General features: G+C 74.7%; 21 protein-coding genes. 3 read left to right on the top strand and 18 right to left on the bottom strand.

Going from position 1 to position 20323, the window contains the following annotated elements:
* Nucleotides 1-67: 67 nt before the first annotated feature.
* From ACY0MR_RS23265 to ACY0MR_RS23205, 13 genes are all read right to left on the bottom strand, one after another.
* Nucleotides 68-739, bottom strand: a complete 672-nt coding sequence (locus ACY0MR_RS23265) for a class F sortase (RefSeq protein ID WP_403313460.1) — start codon at nt 737-739, stop codon at nt 68-70.
* The gene (locus ACY0MR_RS23260) at nt 736-1404 is read right to left on the bottom strand and encodes a PT domain-containing protein (RefSeq protein WP_392863630.1); all 669 of its coding nucleotides are present in this window, start codon (nt 1402-1404) and stop codon (nt 736-738) included. The genes ACY0MR_RS23265 and ACY0MR_RS23260 overlap by 4 nt, the downstream gene beginning before the upstream one ends.
* A gap of 73 nt (nt 1405-1477) precedes the next feature.
* Nucleotides 1478-2257: an HAD-IIA family hydrolase gene (locus ACY0MR_RS23255; RefSeq protein ID WP_361854989.1), complete on the bottom strand. Its 780-nt coding sequence runs from the start codon at nt 2255-2257 to the stop codon at nt 1478-1480.
* A 76-nt stretch (nt 2258-2333) separates the two neighbouring features.
* Nucleotides 2334-3872 carry an alkaline phosphatase family protein gene (locus ACY0MR_RS23250; protein WP_404082734.1) on the bottom strand — a complete coding sequence of 513 codons (1539 nt, stop codon included), beginning with the start codon at nt 3870-3872 and terminating at the stop codon, nt 2334-2336.
* A gap of 141 nt (nt 3873-4013) precedes the next feature.
* The gene (locus tag ACY0MR_RS23245) at nt 4014-5072 is read right to left on the bottom strand and encodes a 2-aminoethylphosphonate ABC transporter substrate-binding protein (protein ID WP_388798408.1); all 1059 of its coding nucleotides are present in this window, start codon (nt 5070-5072) and stop codon (nt 4014-4016) included.
* Between the two features lie 126 nt (nt 5073-5198).
* Entirely contained in the window at nt 5199-5996 is a 798-nt protein-coding gene (locus ACY0MR_RS23240; RefSeq protein WP_404082739.1) for an ABC transporter permease, read from the bottom strand.
* Nucleotides 5983-6987, bottom strand: coding sequence for a 2-aminoethylphosphonate ABC transporter permease subunit (locus ACY0MR_RS23235; protein ID WP_473555113.1), 1005 nt, complete (start codon nt 6985-6987; stop codon nt 5983-5985). Before ACY0MR_RS23235 ends, ACY0MR_RS23240 begins: the two co-directional genes overlap by 14 nt.
* Nucleotides 6977-8032: an ABC transporter ATP-binding protein gene (locus tag ACY0MR_RS23230; RefSeq protein WP_388798399.1), complete on the bottom strand. Its 1056-nt coding sequence runs from the start codon at nt 8030-8032 to the stop codon at nt 6977-6979. Before ACY0MR_RS23230 ends, ACY0MR_RS23235 begins: the two co-directional genes overlap by 11 nt.
* Complete coding sequence (locus ACY0MR_RS23225; protein WP_388798396.1) at nt 8029-8712, bottom strand: phosphonatase-like hydrolase; 684 nt, start codon at nt 8710-8712, stop codon at nt 8029-8031. The genes ACY0MR_RS23230 and ACY0MR_RS23225 overlap by 4 nt, the downstream gene beginning before the upstream one ends.
* Before the next feature lie 5 nt (nt 8713-8717).
* The gene (locus tag ACY0MR_RS23220; protein ID WP_388798393.1) at nt 8718-9839 is read right to left on the bottom strand and encodes a TIGR03364 family FAD-dependent oxidoreductase; all 1122 of its coding nucleotides are present in this window, start codon (nt 9837-9839) and stop codon (nt 8718-8720) included.
* A 231-nt stretch (nt 9840-10070) separates the two neighbouring features.
* A complete protein-coding gene (locus ACY0MR_RS23215; protein WP_473555107.1) occupies nt 10071-10838 on the bottom strand; it encodes a GntR family transcriptional regulator in 768 nt (255 codons plus the stop codon).
* Between the two features lie 50 nt (nt 10839-10888).
* Nucleotides 10889-11827: a hypothetical protein gene (locus tag ACY0MR_RS23210; protein ID WP_473555104.1), complete on the bottom strand. Its 939-nt coding sequence runs from the start codon at nt 11825-11827 to the stop codon at nt 10889-10891.
* A 280-nt stretch (nt 11828-12107) separates the two neighbouring features.
* Nucleotides 12108-13394, bottom strand: a complete 1287-nt coding sequence (locus ACY0MR_RS23205) for an ROK family transcriptional regulator (protein ID WP_473555102.1) — start codon at nt 13392-13394, stop codon at nt 12108-12110.
* 84 nt (nt 13395-13478) lie between these two features.
* On the opposite strand from ACY0MR_RS23205, the gene ACY0MR_RS23200 reads away from it, so the two are divergent.
* Together ACY0MR_RS23200 and ACY0MR_RS23195 are read left to right on the top strand one after the other, a co-directional pair.
* Nucleotides 13479-14567 carry a Gfo/Idh/MocA family oxidoreductase gene (locus ACY0MR_RS23200; RefSeq protein ID WP_392863641.1) on the top strand — a complete coding sequence of 363 codons (1089 nt, stop codon included), beginning with the start codon at nt 13479-13481 and terminating at the stop codon, nt 14565-14567.
* Complete coding sequence (locus ACY0MR_RS23195) at nt 14564-15064, top strand: heme-degrading domain-containing protein (protein ID WP_404082758.1); 501 nt, start codon at nt 14564-14566, stop codon at nt 15062-15064. Before ACY0MR_RS23200 ends, ACY0MR_RS23195 begins: the two co-directional genes overlap by 4 nt.
* A 144-nt stretch (nt 15065-15208) precedes the next feature.
* Here ACY0MR_RS23195 and ACY0MR_RS23190 read toward each other — a convergent pair whose 3' ends face one another.
* The 4 genes from ACY0MR_RS23190 to ACY0MR_RS23175 all read right to left on the bottom strand — a co-directional run bounded on the left by ACY0MR_RS23190 (nt 15209) and on the right by ACY0MR_RS23175 (nt 18005).
* Complete coding sequence (locus ACY0MR_RS23190) at nt 15209-16066, bottom strand: fumarylacetoacetate hydrolase family protein (protein ID WP_392043330.1); 858 nt, start codon at nt 16064-16066, stop codon at nt 15209-15211.
* Between the two features lie 138 nt (nt 16067-16204).
* Nucleotides 16205-16945: a YidC/Oxa1 family membrane protein insertase gene (locus ACY0MR_RS23185; protein ID WP_473555098.1), complete on the bottom strand. Its 741-nt coding sequence runs from the start codon at nt 16943-16945 to the stop codon at nt 16205-16207.
* A 134-nt stretch (nt 16946-17079) separates the two neighbouring features.
* Nucleotides 17080-17376 carry a DUF6412 domain-containing protein gene (locus ACY0MR_RS23180; RefSeq protein WP_392863644.1) on the bottom strand — a complete coding sequence of 99 codons (297 nt, stop codon included), beginning with the start codon at nt 17374-17376 and terminating at the stop codon, nt 17080-17082.
* A 98-nt stretch (nt 17377-17474) separates the two neighbouring features.
* Complete coding sequence (locus ACY0MR_RS23175; RefSeq protein WP_388798368.1) at nt 17475-18005, bottom strand: winged helix-turn-helix transcriptional regulator; 531 nt, start codon at nt 18003-18005, stop codon at nt 17475-17477.
* A 102-nt stretch (nt 18006-18107) separates the two neighbouring features.
* Here ACY0MR_RS23175 and ACY0MR_RS23170 point away from each other — a divergent pair, with 102 nt between their 5' ends.
* Complete coding sequence (locus tag ACY0MR_RS23170) at nt 18108-19502, top strand: MFS transporter (protein ID WP_473555095.1); 1395 nt, start codon at nt 18108-18110, stop codon at nt 19500-19502.
* Here ACY0MR_RS23170 and ACY0MR_RS23165 read toward each other — a convergent pair.
* The gene (locus tag ACY0MR_RS23165) at nt 19499-20314 is read right to left on the bottom strand and encodes a class E sortase (RefSeq protein WP_473555093.1); all 816 of its coding nucleotides are present in this window, start codon (nt 20312-20314) and stop codon (nt 19499-19501) included. The genes ACY0MR_RS23170 and ACY0MR_RS23165 overlap by 4 nt on opposite strands.
* Between the last annotated feature and the right edge of the window lie 9 nt (nt 20315-20323).

Raw genomic sequence — 20323 nt, 5'->3', positions numbered from 1 at the left:
GCCGGGCGGTGGAGGGCCGTAGTGGAGGGCCGTAGCCCGGGGCCGAGCGCCGTGAGCGCCCGGGGGATCAGTGCGTCGCCGAGGTCAGGTACGCCGAGACCACCACGTTCGCCGTGTACGCGTTCGTCTCGCGGTCGAACGTGCCGCCGCAGGTGATCAGGCGGAGTTCCGCACGGCGCGGGTCCCTCGCCCCGTAGACCCTGCTCGCGTCGAAGTGCTCCCGCGGGTACACCTGGACGTCGTCGACCGTGAATTCGGCGACCGATCCGTCCGTACGGGTGACGCGGACCTTCGCGCCCGCGCGGGCCGCGCTCAGGCCGTAGAAGACGGCCGGGCGGGTCTCGGTGTCGACATGGCCGACGAGGAGGGCCGGGCCCGCGGCGCCCGGCCGGGTGCCGGCGCCGAACCAGCCGACCGTGTGCGGCATCTCGTACGGCGGCGGGTCGATCGCCCCCGTGTCGTCCAGGCCGCGCGCCACGACCGGCGCGTCGATGCCGAGGGAGGGGACCTCGACCCGGCTCGGCGCGACGGGGGCCAGCGGGTCCCGGGCCGGCGGCAGGGCCGTGCCGAACGGGCGGCCGACCGCGGCGATGTCCCCGGTGGTCGGCCCGGAGCTCCCGCCCGGCCCCTCGGTGACCTCCCGGCCCCAGAGCCAGAGCCCGAGGAGCAGCAGCGCCCAGGCCACGCCGGTGACGAGTCGCCCGGTGCCCGCCGGGCGGGAGCCGGACGCCACCGTCACTCCGTGCCCGGACCCGTGCCGGTGTCCGTGTCGGCCGTCCGGCGGCGGGAGCTGCGGAACGCGACCGCCACGGCGGCGACGGCCGCCAGGCCGAGGCCCAGCAGGGTGTACGGGGTGCCGAGGCCGCTCTCGCTGGTGGTCTGGGCGACCCCGGGCGCGGCCGGGGCGGCGAACGCGGCGGTGCCGCCGCCACCCGCGCGCACCGGGGCGACCGGGCTCGCGTGGTGGGTCGGCCGATGAGTCGGCTCGTCCGTGGGCCGGTGCGTGGGCTCGTGGGTCGGCCGGTGCGTCGGCTCGTGCGTCGGCTTGGAGCGCTCGACGCGCACGCTGCCGACGTCCGGGTGGTCGTGGCCGTCGCAGGTCACGCTGACCTTGTACGTGCCGTTCTCCAGCCGGGTCTTCACCGTGGTGTCGCCGAACAGCGGGGCGCCGCCGCCGTCCCGGCCGGTGAGTTCCGCGTCGGCGACGAACGCCGGGGACTTCGCGGCACCCGTCGTGCCCTTGCAGCCCTGGACGCGGACGTCGATGTCGGCGCCGGGTGCCGCGGTGGATGGGGTGACGGTGACCTTCACCCCGTCGTGGGCGTACGCGCCGCCGGCCGCGGGTGCCAGCACGAGCACGAGGGCCGCCCCTGCGGCACCGAGAGCAATGGGACCTGAACGCATCGTGACCTCCTGATACAGGCAGGGTCACCCGGATCGGGGCTTCTCGCATCCGCAGGGGGCCGGCGGGGGGCCGCTACACCCGGTCGACGATGTCCGCGATCGACTTGACGATCTTGGAGGGGCGGAACGGGAAGCGGTCGATCTCCGCCTGCGTCGTCAGGCCGGTCAGCACCAGGTACGTCTGCATGCCCGCCTCCAGGCCGGCCAGGATGTCGGTGTCCATCCGGTCGCCGATCATGGCGCTGGTCTCGGAGTGGGCGCCGATGGCGTTCAGGCCGGTGCGCATCATGAGCGGGTTCGGCTTGCCCGCGAAGTACGGGTCCTTGCCGGTGGCCTTCGTGATGAGGGCGGCGACCGAGCCGGTGGCGGGCAGCGGGCCCTCCAGGGAGGGGCCGGTCTCGTCGGGGTTGGTGCAGATGAAGCGGGCGCCGGCGTTGATGAGCCGGACCGCCTTCGTCATGGCCTCGAAGGAGTACGTGCGGGTCTCGCCGAGCACCACGTAGTCCGGGTCGTGGTCGGTGAGGACGTACCCGATGTCGTGCAGCGCGGTGGTCAGGCCGGCCTCGCCGATGACGTACGCGGTGCCGCCGGGGCGCTGGTCGTCGAGGAACTTGGCGGTGGCGAGGGCCGAGGTCCAGATGTTCTCGACGGGGACCTCCAGGCCCATCCGGGCGAGCCGGGCGTGCAGGTCGCGGGCCGTGTAGATCGAGTTGTTCGTGAGGACCAGGAAGGGCTTCCCGGTCTCCCGCAGCTTCCTGATGAACGCGTCGGCGCCGGGGATCGGCACGCCCTCGTGGATGAGGACGCCGTCCATGTCGGTCAGCCAGGATTCGATCGGCTTGCGCTCTGCCATGGGTGCGGGACTCCTGCCGTGCAAGTGCGGTGTGCTGGGGCGCCGCGACAGCGCTGTGGCGACGCCCCCAGCCTAGTCAGGAAGCCGTGACCCTGACCCCGTCGATCACCCAGTACCAGTTGTTCGCGCCGGTGTAGCGGAAGCGGAAGCCCACGGTGGACGCGCCGGCCGGGACGGCGACCGTGAGGGACTGCGGCTGCGAGATCACGTCGGCGGTGTAGTTCTTCACGACGGTCGGCGTGCCGCCGTTGAAGACGGCCTGGACCTGGGCGGTCTGGCCGCCTTCCTGGCGGTAGAGGGTGGTGAAGTCCAGGGTGACCCGGGTGGCGCCCGTGACGCTGTACGCCGGGGTGACCAGCGTCGAGTCGTACGTCCCCGAGAACGCCTTGTCGGCCCACTCGTCGGAGTCGGCGACGGCGAAGACGCCGCGGGCCCGCACGTTCAGCTCGCGGGACTGGTCGCGCTGGGTGCGGGACCAGAACTCGTCGGTGGCGAAGGACCAGCCGCGCCACTCGGTCATGCCGCCGGTGCCCATGGCGTTGTCGATGACGGACCAGCCGCTGGGCGCGGTGCGGGTGAAGCCGAGGACGCCGGCGGGGATGACGGTCTCGTCGACGCGCCCGGTCAGCGAGCCCTGGAGGGTGTCGAAGGGGTCGGTGGACCGCTCCTGGATCGGCTTGCCGTCGAGGCCCCAGGACGCGGCGGGGGTGATGCCGAGCTGGCGGAAGACGGTGGCGGCGACGTCGACGAGCCGGGTGTCGATGGGGCGGGCGCCGGCGGCGATGCCGGGGCCCTGGGCGAGGACGAAGGTGCGGCGCTCCTCGATGGAGGAGCCGCCGTGGCCGCCTCCGTCGGTGTGGCCGTGGTCGGTGGTGACGATGACGGTCCAGCGCTCGGTGGCGTACGAGGGGCGGGCCTTGATCGCGGTGAGCAGCCGGCCGAGGTAGCCGTCCTGGACGTCGATGGCGTCGGTGTACCGGGGGCTGGCGGCGCCGTGGTTGTGGCCGATCTCGTCGGTCTCGCCGAAGTAGACGAAGAGGACGTCGGGGTTCTGGTTGCGGAGGACGTCCTCGGTGATGTCGGTGATCACGAGGTCGTTGACGACGTAGTCGTTGTCGTAGACGAGTTTGGCGTCGGCGCCGGGGGTGACGGTGCCGTGGGTGTCGAGCTCGGGCCAGTCGACGGCGGCGAAGAGCGAGAGCCCGGGGCGGACCTGGTTCAGGCGGGCGAGGAAGCCGGGGTACTGGCCGTAGTTCTTGCCGGTGAAGGTGTTGTCCTTGACGCCGTGCTTGTCGGGCCAGACGCCGGTGGAGATGGTGGACCAGCCGGGGCCCGAGGAGGTCGCGGCCATCGGGTTCGCGTAGAGCAGGGAGCGGCCGTAGGTGCCGTTCGCCATCAGGGACTTGAGGTGCGGGGCCTTGGCCGCGTCGATCCGGTCGTGACGCAGGCCGTCCATGCCGACGACGAGCACCTTGTCCTTGCTGGTGCCGTCGGGGAGCGTGGGCGCGGCGGCGGCACGGGCCGCGGGGGCGGTGGCGAGGCCGGTGGCGGCGACGGCCGCGGTGGCGCCGGCGGCGGCGAGCACGGTGCGGCGGGGAATGCCGGTGACGGGCATGTCGGGCTCCTTCGTGGGGCGGGGGCGGGGGCGACGGGATGGCGGACGCACGTCAACGCCCCTGATCTCTCAGGGGCGTTGGTCCGTACCCGTTATCCTTCCGCGATCAACGGGGGCATTCCAGGGGCGTACGGTGAACTCTCAGCTGCCGGTCGCGGACTTCCACGCGTCGACGTACGTCTTCAGGTTCTCGTCGATGTCGGCCCAGTCCGGTTCGAAGACCTCGACGCCCTCCATCAGCCGGGCGAGTTCGATGGCGTTGGCGTCGGTCGCCTTGACGTCCTTGCGGGCCGGGAAGCCGCCGCCGACGGCGCTGACCTGGCGCTGGGCGCCCTCGGTCAGCATGAAGTCGAGGAGCTTCCGGCCGTTCTCGGTGTGCGGGGCCTTGTCGACCAGGCCGGCCGCGTACGGCAGGGCGAAGGTGGTCGGCTTCCCCGCGCCCCTGGCCGGGAACCAGATGCCGAGGTTCGGCATGGACTTGGACTGGGCGAAGTTCATCTGCACGTCGCCGTTGGCGACGAGGAGTTCGCCCTTGTCCACCTTGGGGGCGAGCTTGGAGGTGGAGGAGGACGGGCCGACGTTGTTGGCCTGGAGCTTCTTGAGGTACTCCATGGCCGGTTCCCGGCCGCCGAAGTCGTGCATGGCCTTGATGAGGACGGCGGTGCCGTCGCCCGCGACGCCCGGGGTGGAGTACTGGAGCCTGTCCTTGAACCTGCCGTCGAGCAGGTCCTCCCAGGACGTGGGGGCCGTGGGGAGCTCCTTCTTGTTGTGGACGAAGCCGAAGTAGTTGTTGACGACCGAGGTCCAGGTGCCGTCGGCCGCCTTGTCCCCGCCGCCGACCTGGTCGGCGCCCTGCGGGGTGTACTTCTGGAGCAGGCCCTTGGAGCCGGCCTGCTGGATGAAGGGCGGCAGGGTCACGAGGACGTCGGCCTGGGTGTTGCTCCTCTCGCGGAGGGCGCGCTGCACCATCTCCCCGGAGCCGCCCTCGACGTACTCGACCTTGATGCCGGTCTTCTTCTCGAAGTCGGCGAAGACCTTGTCGTACCAGCCGTCTCCCGCCTCGCCCTTGAGGCCGTCGGCGCTGTAGACGGTGACGGTCTTCGCGTCGGAGGCGGCGGTGGTGCCACCGCAGGCGGTGAGGCCGGCGGCGAGGACGAGGGAGCCGGTGACGGCGGCGATCGGCTTGGCGTAGGGACGCATGACGTCGTTCTCTCCTGAGGATCTCTGGCTACGGGGAAGGGCGGGGGAAACGGGGCCGGGGAAGGGCGGGGGAATCGGGGGTGGGGAAGGCTCCGGGGAGCGGGGGATGGTTCCGGGGAGCGGCCTCTAGCGGAAGGAGGCCCTGGTCCGGATGCGGGAGACGGCGAGCAGGACCAGCAGGGTCGTGGCCATGAGGACCACGGCCAGCGCCGATCCGGTGAAGAGGGAGCCGCGGTCGGTGGCGGTGAAGACGAGCACCGGGAGCGGCATCCAGTCCGGCGGGTAGAGCATCATCGTGGCGCTCAACTCGCCCATGGACAGGGCGAAGCAGAGTCCGGCGGCCGCGTTCAGGGAGGGCAGCAGGAGCGGCAGGCGCACCCGGAGCAGGACGTACGAGGGGCGGGCGCCGAGGCCGGCCGCCGCCTGCTCGTACATCGGGTCGAGCCGCTGGATCGCGGCCGACACCGACTGGTGGGCGAAGGCCGTGACGAGCACGGTGTGCGCGAGGATCACGATCCAGCGGGTGCCGTTGAGGAGCAGCGGCGGCTGCGAGAACGCGACCAGGACGGCGAGGCCGACGACCACGGACGGCACGGCGACCGGCAGCATGAACAGCGCGTCGAGGATCCGCTTGCCCCTCCTGCCGAGCGCGGCCCCGGCGAGCGCGGCCCAGGTGCCGGCGGCCAGCGCGGTCGCGCTGGCGGCGAGGGCGGTGACCAGGCTGGTGGTGAGGGCCTGGAGGGACTCCCCGCGGACGGCGGCCGCGTAGTGGCCGGTGGTCGGCCCGGAGGGGAGGGCGCCGGACCAGTGCGTGGCGAACGAGGCGGCGACGACGACCAGCAGCGGGAGGGCGAAGAGCGGGACGAACAGCACGGCGAACGCGACCCAGGCCGTCCACCTGCCCGTACGGCTATGCACCAGCACGGCGGCTCACCCCCCGGTAGAGGACGTAGAGCCCCACGGAGAGGGCGACGTTGACGACGGCGACGACGCAGGCGGCCGCGTAGTCGGATTCGAGGATGGCCTTGCTGTAGACGAGCATCGGGAGGGTCGTGACGCCCTTGGCCCCGGTGAAGAGCACGATGCCGAACTCGTTGAGGCAGAGGACGAGGACGAGGCTGCCGCCCGCCGCGAGCGCGGGCAGCGCTTCCGGCAGGATCACCTGCCGGACGATCCGCGCCGGCCGGGCGCCGAGCGAGGACGCGACCTCCAGCTGGGCGGTCTCCAGCTGCGAGAAGGCGGCGAGCAGCGGGCGCATCACGAACGGCGTGAAGTAGGTGATCTCGGCGAGGAGGACGCCCCACGGGGTGGTCAGGAACCCGAAGGGGCCCGAGGGGTCCCCCGTGACGTCGGTCCAGACGCCGTTGGCCATGCCGACGGTGCCGTAGAGGAACAGCAGGGCGAGCGTGATCAGGAAGGACGGGAAGGAGAGGAAGACGTCGATGAACCGCGCCACCGCCTTCGCGCCGGGGAACGGCACGAACGCGATCACGACCGCGAGCGCGAAGCCGAGGACGAGGCATCCGGCGGTGGACGCGACGGCGAGCCACACGGTGGTGACCAGCGCGTCACGGAAGGACGCGGAGCCGAGGACGTCGCCGTACGCGCCGGGGGCCAGGGACTCCTGGACGACGAGCGCGAGCGGGTAGAGGAAGACGACGGCGAGCAGCGCGACGGGGGGCAGGGCCCAGAGCAGGGCGGGCCCGGCGCGCCGGTCGGCGGACGGGCGGTGCGCGGGGGCGGCGGGCGCCTCACCGGTCCGGGCCGGGGGGAGGCAGGGAGCGGCTTCGGCCGGGGGGAGGCCGGGGCCGGCTTCGGTCGGCGGGACGCCGGGGCGGTCGCCGGTCGGCGGGACGCCGGGGCGGTCGCCGGTCGGCGGTTGCTCCTCGGTGCGGCGCGGGGCCCTAGTGGTCATCGCTCACCCCCGCGGCCAGCAGCACCGCGTCCTCGGGCGCGAAGTGCAGCGTCACCTCGGCGCCGAGGACCGGCGCCTCCCGCAGCTCGCGGACGTCCGCCGTGACGCGGTGCCCGCCGACCTCGACGAGGAGGCGGTGGGTGGAGCCGCGCCACTGGACCTCGGCGAGCCGGCCCCGCAGCGGGTTCGGGCCCTCGCCGAGACCGACCAGGTGGGGGCGTACGCAGAGGGTGGCCGCCGACCCGGCGGCCGCGCCGGCGACCGGGACCTCCAGCGGCGTCCCGTCGAGGACGACGCCGGCCGTGCCGACCGTCACCGGCAGCAGGTTGGCGTTGCCCACGAACGAGGCCGTGAACTCCGTCCGCGGCCGGCGGTAGAGCTCCTGCGGGGTGCCGCAGTCCTGGAGCCGGGCCCTGTCCATGACGGCGATGCGGTCCGCGAGGGTCAGCGCCTCGACCTGGTCGTGGGTGACGTACAGGATCGACACGTCGGGCAGTTCGCGGTGGAGCCGGGCCAGTTCGGCCAGCATCCCGGAGCGCAGCTGCGCGTCGAGTGCGGACAGCGGCTCGTCGAGGAGGAGGACCTCGGGCCGGATGGCGAGCGCGCGGGCGATCGCGACCCGCTGCTGCTGGCCGCCGGAGAGCTCCCGCGGGTACCGGTGGGCATAGGCCGCCATGCCGGTCATCTCCAGGGCCTCGGCGACCCGGCCGGGGATCTCCGCCCTGGGCGCCTTCCGCGCCTTCAGGCCGAAGGCGACGTTGGCCGCGACCCGCAGGTGCGGGAAGAGGGCGTACTGCTGGACGACCATGCCGATGCCCCGCTTGTACGGCGGGAGGCCGGTGACGTCGCGGTCGCCGATGAACACCCGCCCGGAGGCCGGCCGGACGAACCCGGCGACGGCCCGCAGCGCGGTGGTCTTGCCGGAGCCCGAGGGGCCGAGGAGGGCCATGACCTCGCCGGGTTCGACGGTCAGGTCGAGCCGGTCGAGGACGGTGGTGCCGCCGTAGGCGACGGACACGGCGTCGAAGCGGATGCCGCTGGTCATGCCTCCGACTCCCCGATCAGTGCGGGAAGTCCGGCGATCGAGTCCAGGACGTGCGTCGCGCCGTGCTCCCTGAGCGCCGCCTCGTCGTGCGCGCCGGTCAGGACGCCCGCGACGATCCCGGCGCCGGCGCGGACCCCGCTGAGCATGTCGTACGAGGTGTCGCCCGCGACCACGAGCTGCCGGACGTCGTCCACGGCGCCGGTGCGGAGGAGGGCCGCGAGGACCATGTCCGGGTACGGGCGGCCGCGGCCGCCGGCGTCCGCCGGGCAGAGGGTCAGCTCGACCAGGCCCCGCCAGCCGAGCGCGTCGAGGATGGCGTCCTGGGTGACCCGGGCGAAGCCGGTGGTGAGGACCACCCGGCGGCCCTGGCCGGTCAGTTCGGCGATGGCCTCGGCGGCTCCGGGTACCGGGGCGATCCGGCCGGCGGAGACCAGTTCGCCGTAGGCCGCCTCGAAGGCGAGGTTGGCCTGCTGGGCGCGGGTCTCGTCACCGCCGAAGAGGTGGCGGAAGACGGAGATCTTGGACTCGCCCATCGTGGCGCGGACGTAGTCGATCATCGAGGCGGGGTCCTCGCCGAGGCGCTCGGCGGCGGCGGTGAAGGCCTGCTCGACGAGGCCGCCGTCGGCGACGGTGGTGCCGGCCATGTCGAGGACGACGAGGTTCTTCGTGTGGGTGCTCATGCGGTTCACCAGCCCAGTTCGTTCGCGGTCGTCTCGGCGATGGCGGGCGAGCAGGTCATGCCCCGGCCGCCCGGCCCGGTCACCAGCCACACGCCGTCGCGGACCCGCTGGCGGTGGACGACCCGGGCGGTGTCGGCGCACTGCGCGTACACCCCGGCCCAGCGCCGCCTGATCCTCGGCAGCGGGCGGCCCAGGAAGGACTCGACGACGCGGGTGAGGTGCTCGTAGGGGTCTTCGAGGGTGTCGAAGGCGAAGGGGTGCTCGTACTCGTGGGTGTCGCCGATGGTCAGTCCGCCGTCGAGGCGCTGCACCATGAGGAGCTGCATCCGGTGCGCGGCGGCGGTCGGGTCCTGCGGCTGCGCGGCCCGGAGGGAGTCCAGGGCCCCGGAGGCGTAGGCCGGGTAGTAGCGGAAGGAGTCGGCGTCCGCGACGGAGGTGGTGAGCGCCTCGCCGAGGGGGTCGGTCTGCATCATCTGGAGCCGCACCCGGCGGACGGGTATCTCGCCGGCGACCTCGCGGACGAGGCCGGAGAGCGCGGCGCCGGTGCACAGCACGACGGCGTCGCCGCGGTGCACCTCTCCGCGGTCGTCGCGGACGGCGTCCTCGCCGACGACGTCGCGGACCTCCCGGTCCGGGAGGAAGGTGTACCTCCCGGTGGCGAGGAGGGCCTCGCGGAGCGCGAGTTGCGCGGGGCGGGGCTCGACGGCGGCGTCCCGCTCGCACCAGAGGGCCGCCTCGAACGCGCCCCGCAGGGCCGGGTTGACCGCCCGGGCCTCGCCGGCCGTCAGCAGCTTGTAGCCGCGGGCGGCGGCGTCGGGGCGGGCCACCGCGGCCTCGGCGACGGCGCGTTCCAGCTCGTTGCGCACCGGCGTGAGCGAGCCGATGGCCCGGAAGCCCAGGCCGGGGACGCGGGCGCCGATCGCCTCCCAGAGTTCCCGGGCGCGCAGGGCGGTGTCCAGCTCCTCGCCGCCCGCCCGTCCGCTCACCCAGATCTGCCCGAAGTTCCGGAGGGAGGCTCCGCGCGCCTCGGCCTCGCGCTCGATGTGTACGACCTCGTGGCCGCGTTCCACTGCGTGCCAGGCGTGCATGGTTCCCACCACGCCGGCTCCTACGACGATCACCTTCATGCCGTCGACGGTCCTGGGAACGGGTGGCCCGGACGGGGCCGGTGGGCGACGGGACGGTGAACGGCCCGCCAAGGTTGGACCAGACCCGTTACCTTCTCGTGACCCCAGAGCGAAGTGGGCGGCTCCGTTCGCCCGCCATCCTCCCCCGCCCTTCCCCGCCGTCCTCCCACGCCCTTCCCGTCCCGCGGGCCGCGTCGCCGCCCCCGCCGCCGACCCCGTCGCGGCCCTCGTTCAGCCCTGTCGGCCCAGGTGGGCCGTGAAGCTGAACCGGTCACCCCGGTAGAGGGTGCGGACCCGCTCCAGGGGGCGGCCCGCGGTGTCCCGCGAGACGCGGTGGAGCAGCAGCATCGGCAGCGCCGGCGGGGTGCCGACGAGAAGGGCCTCGCGCGGGGTCGCCAGCACCGTCTCGATGCGCTCGTCGGCGTCGCCGAAGGAGATGCCGAGGCGGTCGTGGAGGTAGGCGTAGAAGGAGGAGTCCGGGTCGAACTCGGTGTCCAGGTGCGGGGCGCGGGCCTCGGAGACGTACGTGCTCTCCAGGCCGACGCGCTCGTCGTCGGCGAGCAGCACGCGCTCCATGTGCCAGACGGGCTCGCCGCGTTCGGCACCGACCTCGGGGGCGAGCGCCTCCGGGCAGGGGAACCGGTCGAGCGAGATGAGGCCGCGGCCGGGACGACGGCCCTGGCGGCGGACGCCCTCCGTGTAGCTCGCGAGCGACAGGGGCTGTTCCAGCTTGGGGCCCGCGACGACCGTGCCCCGGCCCTGGCGGCGCAGCCTTCCCTCCAGGAGGAGTTCGCGCAGCGCCTGCCGGACGGTCTCGCGGGACACCTCGTAGCGGACGGCGAGGTCGCGCTCGGTGGGCAGCAGGCCGCCCTCCCCCAACTCGTCCACCATCAGGGCCAGTCGGGCCTTGACGGCGTAGTACTTGGGCACGCGGCCGTGCTCCGGGATGCCGGAGTTCACGGGGGCGCCCGGGGTGCCGGGGGTGTTCTGGTAGTTCACCGGGGGATGGTCGCAGACGGGGATGAACGGGAAGGTGTACGCGGCATGTCTCACCGGTGCCGGCGGCGGCGGGCGATACGCACGAGTGCGGCGCCGAGGACGACGAGTCCGCCCGCGAGCGCGGCGACGAGCGCGGCCTTCCTCTCCGACTCCCTTCCGGTGCTGGCGAGTTCGTCGTCCGGCCCGGCGAGCACGAGGTCGTCGGGGTTCGCGGTGGCGGTGCCCGGCGGGCGGGGGCTCGCGGTGGGGGGCCGCGAGGGGGTCGCCGGGGCGGACGAGCCGGATGTGTCAGGTGCGGGCTCTTCGGTGCCGGCGGAGGGGGCCGGGGCGGCGGGGCCCACGGTCAGCCGGTAGTCGTCCGACTCGCCGACCCAGTCCCCGTCGGCGCCCCGGCGCTGGACGATCGCCGCCTTCACGACGACCTCGTCGGGGGCGGCCTCCGGGCGGAAGCCGAGTCGCACGGAGACCGAGAGGGTCTCCTTCGAGGGCACCACGAAGCCGTCGAAGCCGGTGAACGCACCGACGTTCTCGGCCTGTTCGGTCGCCTCGAAGGCCACCGGCCGCCAGCGCGCGGCGCCGCCGTCGTAGAACTCGAACCGGATCTGCTCGGGCCGCAGCCGCCCCTGCTCGTCGGTGAGGACGAGCACGGGGTGGATGCCGGAGCAGAGTCCGTCGGTGGTGTTGGTGAGGTCGAGCTTCCACTCCTGGAGGCCGCCGCCGGCCGGGTACTCCGACGGACCGCCCTGGATCCGGGTGTCGAGGGGGAACGCGGATCCGGAGGAGGCGCCGCAGGTGGGCGCGGGGGGATCCGGGGCGGGAATGGCGGGGGCGGCCTGCGCCGGGGCGGGAGCGGTCGCGGGGGGCGCCGAGGGGTCGGGCGCGGCCGGGACGGGCGGCGCCAGGGCGAGCTGGGCCGTCGCGGTGGCCGCCAGCACGGCTGCCGCGGCCAGGGATCGGGGGGTGCGGGGTCGCAGGGGTGCGGAGGGCATGGGGTGAGGGCCTTCGCTGCTCGCGGGCGTACGGGTCGGCCGCGACGCTGCCATGCCGCGGGCCCGGGGCCCGGACGGCGACACCGCGACCACCCCCGGACGGCCCGGCCGATCCGCCCGATCGGCCTACAGTCGTACGGTCCGATGGGCGTTTCGGCTGATGGACGTCTGGACTGATGAACGTCTCGACCGATGGTCGCCTGGGCCGATGGGCCGACGATCGCACCGGGGCGGGACCGGCGGAGACCGGCGGCCGGCTGCACCCAGGCGCCGGGCGGGCTCAGGCCGCCCGCGGTGCCGACCCGCCGCCGAAGAGCGGGGCCAGGACCAGCCAGGCCGCGCCCTCCGCCACGGCGTCCCGGTCCCCCGCCACGCGCACCGGAGCCGTCAGGCCCAGCCCGGCGAGCACCTCCCGCACCCCGCCCGCGAACACCTCGGGCGCGGCGAGGACCAGCCGGCCGCCGAGCAGGACCTCGTCGATGTCGAGGAGCCGTACGACGTTGGCGGCGCCCGCGCCGAGGATCCGCGCGGCCTCGGCCTCCTCGCCGCGCGCGACGGCCGCGAGGCACAGCACCTCCAGGCAGCCGCGACCGCCGCAGCCGCACACGGGCCCGTCGAGCTGGACGGTCTGGTGGCCCAGCTCGCCGGCCCCCGTCCTGTCGCCGCGGAGCGGGGCCCCGCCGAGGACGAGACCGGCGCCGAGACCCGTACCGAGGTGGACGTACGCGAAGGAGGAGGGGGCGGCGGGGCGGACCGCGAGGCCCAGGGCGGCGGCGTTGGTGTCCTTGTCGAGGACGACGGGCAGCCCGATGCGCCGGGCCAGCTCCTCACGCACGGGGTGGCCGTCCCACTCGGGGAAGCCCGTCACCCGGCCGGGCACTCCGGCGCGGTGGTCGAGCGGCCCGGGCATCGCGACCCCGACACCGAGAACGGGCGCGGGGAGCGAGCCGGGGACGGAGTCCGGTACGGGGTCGACGCGCGGCCCGGGGACGGAGTCCGGTACGTCGTCGACGCGCGGCCCGGGAGCGGGATCCGGTACCGGGTCGACGCGCGGCCCGGGAGCGGGATTCCGTACCTGGTCGCGGTGCGACCCGGCGGTGAAACCCCGCGCATGGTCGGCGCGCGGCCCGGCGGTGGCCTCGGACGCGTACGTCCCGGAGGCGGCGAAGCCCGCCGTCAGGGCCCGTACCTCCTCCGCCACCGCCGCCAGGACGGGCTCCGCGCCCTCCCCCAGGGCCACGGCGCGGGTGCGCCGGGCGACGACCGTGCCCGCGAGGTCGGTGAGGAGGGTGGTCAGCTCGTCGCGGTCGAGGTGGACGCCGACGGCGTACCCCGCGGTGGGCACGAGCCGCAGGACCGTCCGGGGTTTGCCGCCGGTCGAGGCGCGGTGGCCGGCCTCCGTGGCGAGGCCCTCGGACCGCAGCCGCGCCGTGATCTTGCTGACGGCCTGCGGGGTGAGCCCGGTCCGCTCGGCGAGCTCCAGGCGGCTGATCCCGGCCTCGCCCGCCGTGCGGAGCAGGTCGAGGACGAGCGCCGCGTTGGGGCTGCGCAGGGCCGGCACGTTCACTGCACCACTCCGATCAGATCCGTCTCCACCTGCCCATTGTCGCTGCCGCTTGCACTTTGGCAACGCCGTTGTTTAAGTGAGGGCATGACTGGCACTCCCCGCACCCCCCTCCGCGTCGGCCTCGTCGGCTACGGCCTCGCGGGCTCCGTCTTCCACGCCCCGTTGATCGCCGCCTCCGCGGACCTGGTCCTCGCCGCCGTGACCACCGGCAACCCCGAGCGGGCCGCCGAGGCCCGCGCCGCGTACCCGGGCGTCCGGGTCGTCGCCGCCCCCGAGGAGCTGTGGGCGGACGGAGCGGCGGACGAGCTCGACCTGGTGGTCGTCGCCTCCCCGAACAAGACGCACGTCGCGATCGCCACCGCCGCCCTGGAGGCGGGCCTGCCGGTGGTCGTCGACAAGCCGCTGGCCGGGACCGCCGCCGAGGCCCGCGCCCTCGCGGCCCTCGCCGAGGAGCGGGGCCTGCTGCTCTCCGTCTTCCAGAACCGTCGCTGGGACAACGACTTCCTGACCCTCCGCCGGCTCCTCGACGAGAAGGCGCTCGGCGAGGTCCAGCGCTTCGAGTCCCGCTTCGAGCGCTGGCGCCCGCTGCCCAAGGGCGGCTGGCGCGAGTCCGGCGCACCGGCGGAGATCGGCGGCCTGCTCTACGACCTCGGCAGCCACGTCGTCGACCAGGCCCTGGTCCTGTTCGGCCCGGTGGTCTCCGTGTACGCCGAGTCGGACGTCCGCCGGCCGGGCGCCGAGGCCGACGACGACACCTTCCTCGCGCTCACCCATGCGAACGGCGTGCGCTCGCACCTGTACGTGAGTGCCACGACCGCCCAGCTCGGGCCCCGCTTCCGGGTGCTCGGGCAGCGCGCGGGCTTCGTGAAGTACGGGCTCGACCCGCAGGAGGCGGCCCTGCGCGAGGGGCTGCGGCCGGAGCCGGGCACGGCGTGGGGCGTGGAACGGGAGGACCTGTGGGGGCGGCTCGGCGCCGGCGAGTCGCCGCTGACCGGCGGCGGAACCCCGGTCGAGTCGCTGCCGGGCGACTACCCCGCGTACTACGCGGCCGTCGCCGCCGCCCTGCGCGGCACCGGCCCGAACCCGGTGACGGCGCACGAGGCCGCGGCCGCGCTCGACGTCCTGGAGGCGGCGCGGCGGTCCGCCCGCGAGGGGATCACGGTGGCGCTGTGAGCGAGCCGGAGGTGAACGATCTGGAGGCCCAGGAGGCCGGACTGGTCCTCCCCCGCTTCACGTACGAGGACGCCTGGACGCTCGGCGGGCTGCTCGTCGGCATGGCGCGCGAGCGCGGCGCGCCGGTGGCCGTCGACATCCGGCGCGGGCCGCAGCAGCTCTTCCACTGCGCGCTGCCGGGGTCGAGTGCGGACAACGACGCGTGGATCGACCGCAAGCGGCGGGTCGTCGAGCGGTACGGCGTGAGCTCGCTCCTGGTCGGCGCCCGGTTCCGGGCCAAGGGGACGACGTTCGAGGCGTCCTCGCGTCTCGACCCGGACCGGTACGCGGCGCACGGCGGCGCGTTCCCGCTCGCCGTCGAGGGCGCGGGGGTGATCGGCTCGGTCACGGTCTCGGGACTTCCGCAGCTGGAGGACCACGCCATGGTCGTCGAGGCGCTGGAGCTCCTTCTCGCCTCGTACACCCCGGGCACGCCGCCCACCGCCGGGACCGACTGACGCACCGCACGGTCGCCCGCCGACGACGGACGGCGGTGGCGCCCCGCGCGGGGCGCCACCGTTCCGCCGGGAGCGGGTCTAAAGGACGAGGGCCGAGGCCGAGGCCGGGGCCCGGAAGCCGGGCCCCCCGACACCAGGCCCGGATCAGGCGTCCTTGAGCTCCTGTCGCTGGCGGCCGAGGCCCTCGACCTCCAGCTCGACGACGTCCCCGGCGCGCAGGTACGGCTTGGGCTCCGGCTGCCCCATGGCGACGCCGGCGGGGGTGCCGGTGTTGATGATGTCGCCCGGGTGGAGCGTCATGAACCGGCTGACGTACCGGACGACCTCGGCGACGGGGAAGATCTGGTCCGAGGTGTGGCCGTCCTGCTTGAGTTCGCCGTTGACCCAGAGGCGCAGGCCCAGGGCCTGCGGGTCCGGCACCTCGTCCGCGGTGACGAGCCACGGGCCGAGCGGGTTGAAGGTCTCGCAGTTCTTGCCCTTGTCCCAGGTGCCGCCCCGCTCGATCTGGAACTCGCGCTCGGAGACGTCGTGGGCGACGGCGTAGCCGGCGACGTGCGCGAGGGCCTCCTCGTCGGTCTCCAGGTAGCGCGCGGTGCGGCCGATGACGATCGCGAGCTCGACCTCCCAGTCGGTCTTCACCGAGCCGCGCGGTACGAGGACGGTGTCGTCGGGGCCGACGACGGTGTCCGCGGCCTTGAGGAAGACGACGGGCTCGGCGGGGGTGGCCTGGCCGGTCTCGGCGGCGTGCCCGTGGTAGTTCAGCCCGATGCACACGACCTTGCCGATCCGGCCGACGGGCGGACCGACGCGCAGTCCGGTCGCGTCGAGCGCGGGCAGCACGCCGGCACCGGCGGCGGCCCGTACCCGGTCGAGGGCGGAGGCGTCGGCGAGCAGACTGCCGTCGATGTCGTCGACCAGCGCGGACAGGTCGCGGAGCGTCCCGTCCTGGTCGAGCAGGGCGGGACGCTCGGCTCCCGGCGGGCCGACACGCAGCAGCTTCATGGACTTCTCCCTGTGGTCGAGGCGGGCCCGGGAAAGGGCCCTGAGGTACCCCGGCCGATGGAGTGCGGCCATCGGAGGATTGGTCGATCCTCCAAGAGAATGGGTCAGTCTGCAAGACCCCGTTCAGCCACTGGACCCTTACGCGCGAGTAGCAAGCGGAGCGGGCCCTTCCTTCTCGCTCCTCTCGCGGAAGAGGAAGGCCCGCTCCGCGGCGGTCCAGGTGGTGCTCGTGACCACGTAGAGCGCGGCGGCGAGCGGGACGACGGCGACCGTGATCAGGGTGGCGAAGGAGAGCAGCGGCATCACCTTGGCGATGGTGCCCGCACCCGGCGTGGGCTGCCCCAGGTCCAGCGGCTGGGCGGCGAGCTGGGCCCTCGTGCGCCGGTACGTGTACGTGGCGACGGCGGCGACGAGCGCGAAGAGGACCAGGTAGACCCGGCCGGCCGGTCCGAAGGGGCCGCCGTGGGAGAGGGCGTCGGCCCAGTGGTCGCCGAGGGGGGCGGCGAGCAGGGTGTGCCCGGCCATCCGGTCGCCGGAGAACAGGTGGTACATCAGCAGGAACGCGGGCGCCTGGAGCAGGCTGGGCAGGATCCCGGCGAACGGCGAGACCTTCTCCCGCGCGTGCAGCTCGGTGACCGCCTTCCGAAGCCTCTCGGGGTTCTTGGCGTGCTTCTTGCGGAGCGCGGCCAGCTCCGGGGCGATCCGGGTGCGGGCCTTCTGCCCCCGCGCCGAGGCCCGGGACAGCGGGTGGACCGCGAGCCGCACGAGCAGGGTGAAGAGGACGATCGCGGCGGCCGTGGCGGTGCCGGCGAAGAGCGGCTGGAGCAGGTCGGCGAGCCGCTCGACCAGGGAACCGAAGGCGGAAAGGATGGCGGACATGGGGAGCCCTCCGTGGGGTCTCGTCGTGCCGGGGAGAGGTCGGGTCTCGGCATGACGGATCCGCGTGAGGGGTGTCCGGTGCGGGGCGCGCGCCCTGTGCGGTGCGCGCTCCCCGGGGATGGTGCGGGGGCTCCCTACGCGGCCGTCGGGAGGGGACGGCCGGGAGCGCGGGGTCTGCGGCGGCCCGCCGCGTCGGGGTCGCGCTGGGGCAGGAAGGCGGTGCGCCGCTCGCGGTCGCGGAGGGCGGTGCGCACGGCGGTGGGCGGTACGGCCGGGGCCGTACGGGCTCCGAACAGGGCGCAGACGACGGTGGTCGCGGCGAGCGCGACGGCGGCGGGGACGCCACCGCCGTCGGCGAGGAGCAGATCGGCGAGGGCGAGGAGGAAGAACAGCGGCGCGAGGACGCGCAGGGCGATGCTCCCGGCCGTCATTCCGCCACCCCCTTCCACGGGCCTCGCTCGGCTTTCCCACCGGGAGGACGTTCGGGGCGCGCCCGGAGTTCCCGGTGCCGCGCGATCGGGGGGAAGTGTCAGTCGTTCGGGTGGTCCAGGGGGACGAGGAGGCGGCGGGGTGCGACGAGGGCGCGGCTGATCGGGTCGGCGGGGTCCCGGTCGAGCCCGGCGCCCGGCCGCATCTCGACGTCCGCGGGCGGCACGGGGAGGCGGCAGGCGGGGCACTCGCCGTACGGGCCGAGTTCGGTGCCGCAGTCGGCGTGGTGGAAGTGGCGGACGGCCACGCCTCCGGGCGCCTCGCCCCGGCCCCAGGCGCCGAGCGAGCGCAGCACGGGCCAGAGCGCGAGTCCGCGCTCGGTGAGGACGTACTCGTCGCGCGGGGGCGATTCCTGGTAGCGCCGCCGTTCGAGGACGCCGGCCTCGACGAGGGCCTGGAGGCGGGCGGCGAGGACGGCGCGGGGGGCGCCGAGGTGGACGAGGAAGTCGTTGTATCGGCGCACGCCGTAGAAGGCGTCGCGCACCACGAGCAGGGTCCAGCGCTCTCCGACGACCTCGAGGGCGCGGGCGATGGAGCACTGCTGGTGGGCGTAGTCCTTGCCGAGAGCCATGCGGACCATCGTACCCACTCCAGGTTCATTGAATGAACTCAGCTGGTACCGTGAGAGACCTAGAGTTCATTCACCGAACCTACGGGTGGAAAGGCTCCCGCCATGACCCCGCTCGCGTCCACCGCGCCCGCCGCCGCCCCGCCCCGCTCCACCCCCCGCCCCCGGGCCGCGCTCGCCGTCACCGCGGCGGCCACCGCCGTCGCGCTGATGAACTACACGGCCCCGATGCTCACCCTCCCCGACACGGCCGCGGCGTTCGGCACCCCGGCCTCCGCCCGGGCATGGCTGCTCAACGGCACCCCGCTGGGCCTCGCCGTCCTCCTCCTCGTCGCCGGCAGCCTCGCCGACGCGCACGGCCGCCGCCGCGTCTTCCTCCTCGGCACCCTCGCCCTCGGCCTCACCACCGCCCTCGGCGCGTTCGCCGGCTCCACGGCCGCCTTCACCGCGGCCCGGATCGCCCAGGGCGCGGCGAGCGCCGCGGTCCTCGCCGGCAGCCTGGGCCTGCTGGCCGCCGCGTATCCGGCGGGCCGCGACCGGATCCGGGCCACGGGGATCTGGGGCGCGTCCGTCAGCGCCGGCATCGCGCTCGGCCCGCTCCTCGCGGGCGCCCTGAGCCTGGTGGACTGGCGGCTGGCCTACGCCGTCCTCGGCGCGGCGGCGCTGCTGACCGCGGGAGCCGGGGCACGGCTGCTGCCGGCGGACGAGGCTCCCCCGGCCGGCGCCCGCACCCGCCCCGACCTCGCGGGCGCCACGGCCCTCGGCCTGGCCCTCGCGGCCCTGCTCACCGCCCTCACCCTCGGCCGGGACGGCTGGCTCCACCCCCGGGTGGGCCTCCTCCTGCTCGCCGCGCTCGCCCTGACCGGCCTATTCGTGCTGGTCGAGCACCGGAGCCGGACCCCCATGGTGGACCTGGCGCTGCTGCGGCGGCCGGCGTTCCTCGCGTCGACGCTGGGAGCGCTGTTCACGGGCCTGGCGGTGATCGGACTGTTCAGCGTGGTGCCCGCGCTGCTCCAGGGCGGAGCGGGGATGTCCCCCCTGGGCGCGGCATGGCTGTTCGTCCTCTGGTCGGGCACCGCCTTCGCGGTGGCCCTGCAGACCCGGCGGCTCGCGGGCCGCGTCCCCGCCCCGTACCAGCTGGCCCTGGGCTTCGCCCTGTCGGCCGCGGGGGTGCTGGCCCTGCTCGGCGGCCTGGAGGGACCGGCCGGCTCCTGGCCCCGGCTCCTCCCCGGCCTCCTGGTGGCGGGCGCGGGCAGCGGCCTGCTCAACGCCGCGCTTCCCCGCCTCGCGGTCGACTCCGTACCGCCGGAGCGCGCGGCGATGGGCTCCGGCGCCAACAACACCGCGCGCTACATCGGCTCCTCGGCCGGCGTGGCGCTGATGCTGGCGCTGGCCACGGCGGGCCCGGACACGGCGGTCCTGGTCGCGGCGGCCCTCGCCGTCGCGGGCGCGGGGCTCACACTGGCCCTCGGGCGACGGCAGCGCGCCACCTCCCGCTAGGTCACGAGCTTCGCCCAGACGACCAACCGGTAGGCGCTGCTGAACTCGGGAGTGCAGGTGGTGAGGGTGAGATAGGCGCCGGGCTCGTCGTACCCGTACGAGGGCTTGACGATCGACCGGGGCACGGCCCGCACGACCCCCACGTCCCGCGGAGCGGTCTGCCGCAGGACCTGGTCGACGCGGTAGACGTACGTACGCGCACGCGTGCGCACGGAGACCTCGTCCCCGGGCACCAGCCGGTCGATGTACCGGAAGGGCTCGCCGTGGGTGTTGCGGTGCCCGGCGAGGGCGAAGTTCCCCGTACCGCCCGGAGCGGCGGTGCCGGGGTAGTGCCCGACGTACCCCTTGTCGAGGACGGACCGCTTCGAGACGCCCTGGGCGACGGGGACGGTGAGGCCGAGACGCGGGATGCGCAGGACGGCGAAGGCGGCGGAGGGCGCCGGACCGCGCCCGCCGGAGGCGGCACCGGCGCTCGGGGCGGCGGAGACGACGGGGGGAGCGCCGGAGGCGTCGGGGACGTCGGGGGTGCCGGAGCTGTCGGGCGTACGGGAGGGGCCGCCGGCACCGGTGGCGCGGGCGGGGTCGGCGGGGGGAGAGATGTCCCACTCCCGCTCCAGGACGCGGACCTGCTGCAGGGCCTCGGCCCGGGCCTGCCGGTTGGTCCACCAGAGCTGGTGCACCACGAGGAGCAGGACCACGACGCCACAGGTGACGACGGTCTCCGCGCACACCCAGAGCAGCCGGGCACCCGCGCGGCGACGCCCCCGCGACTGCACGACGACCGGTATCCGCTGCCCCCTGGCGACCCGCACGCGGGGCAC

Source organism: Streptomyces sp. JN8, from assembly GCF_055808075.1.
Note: the sequence above shows the minus strand (reverse complement) of the source record. Positions and strands in the feature narration are given on the sequence as shown.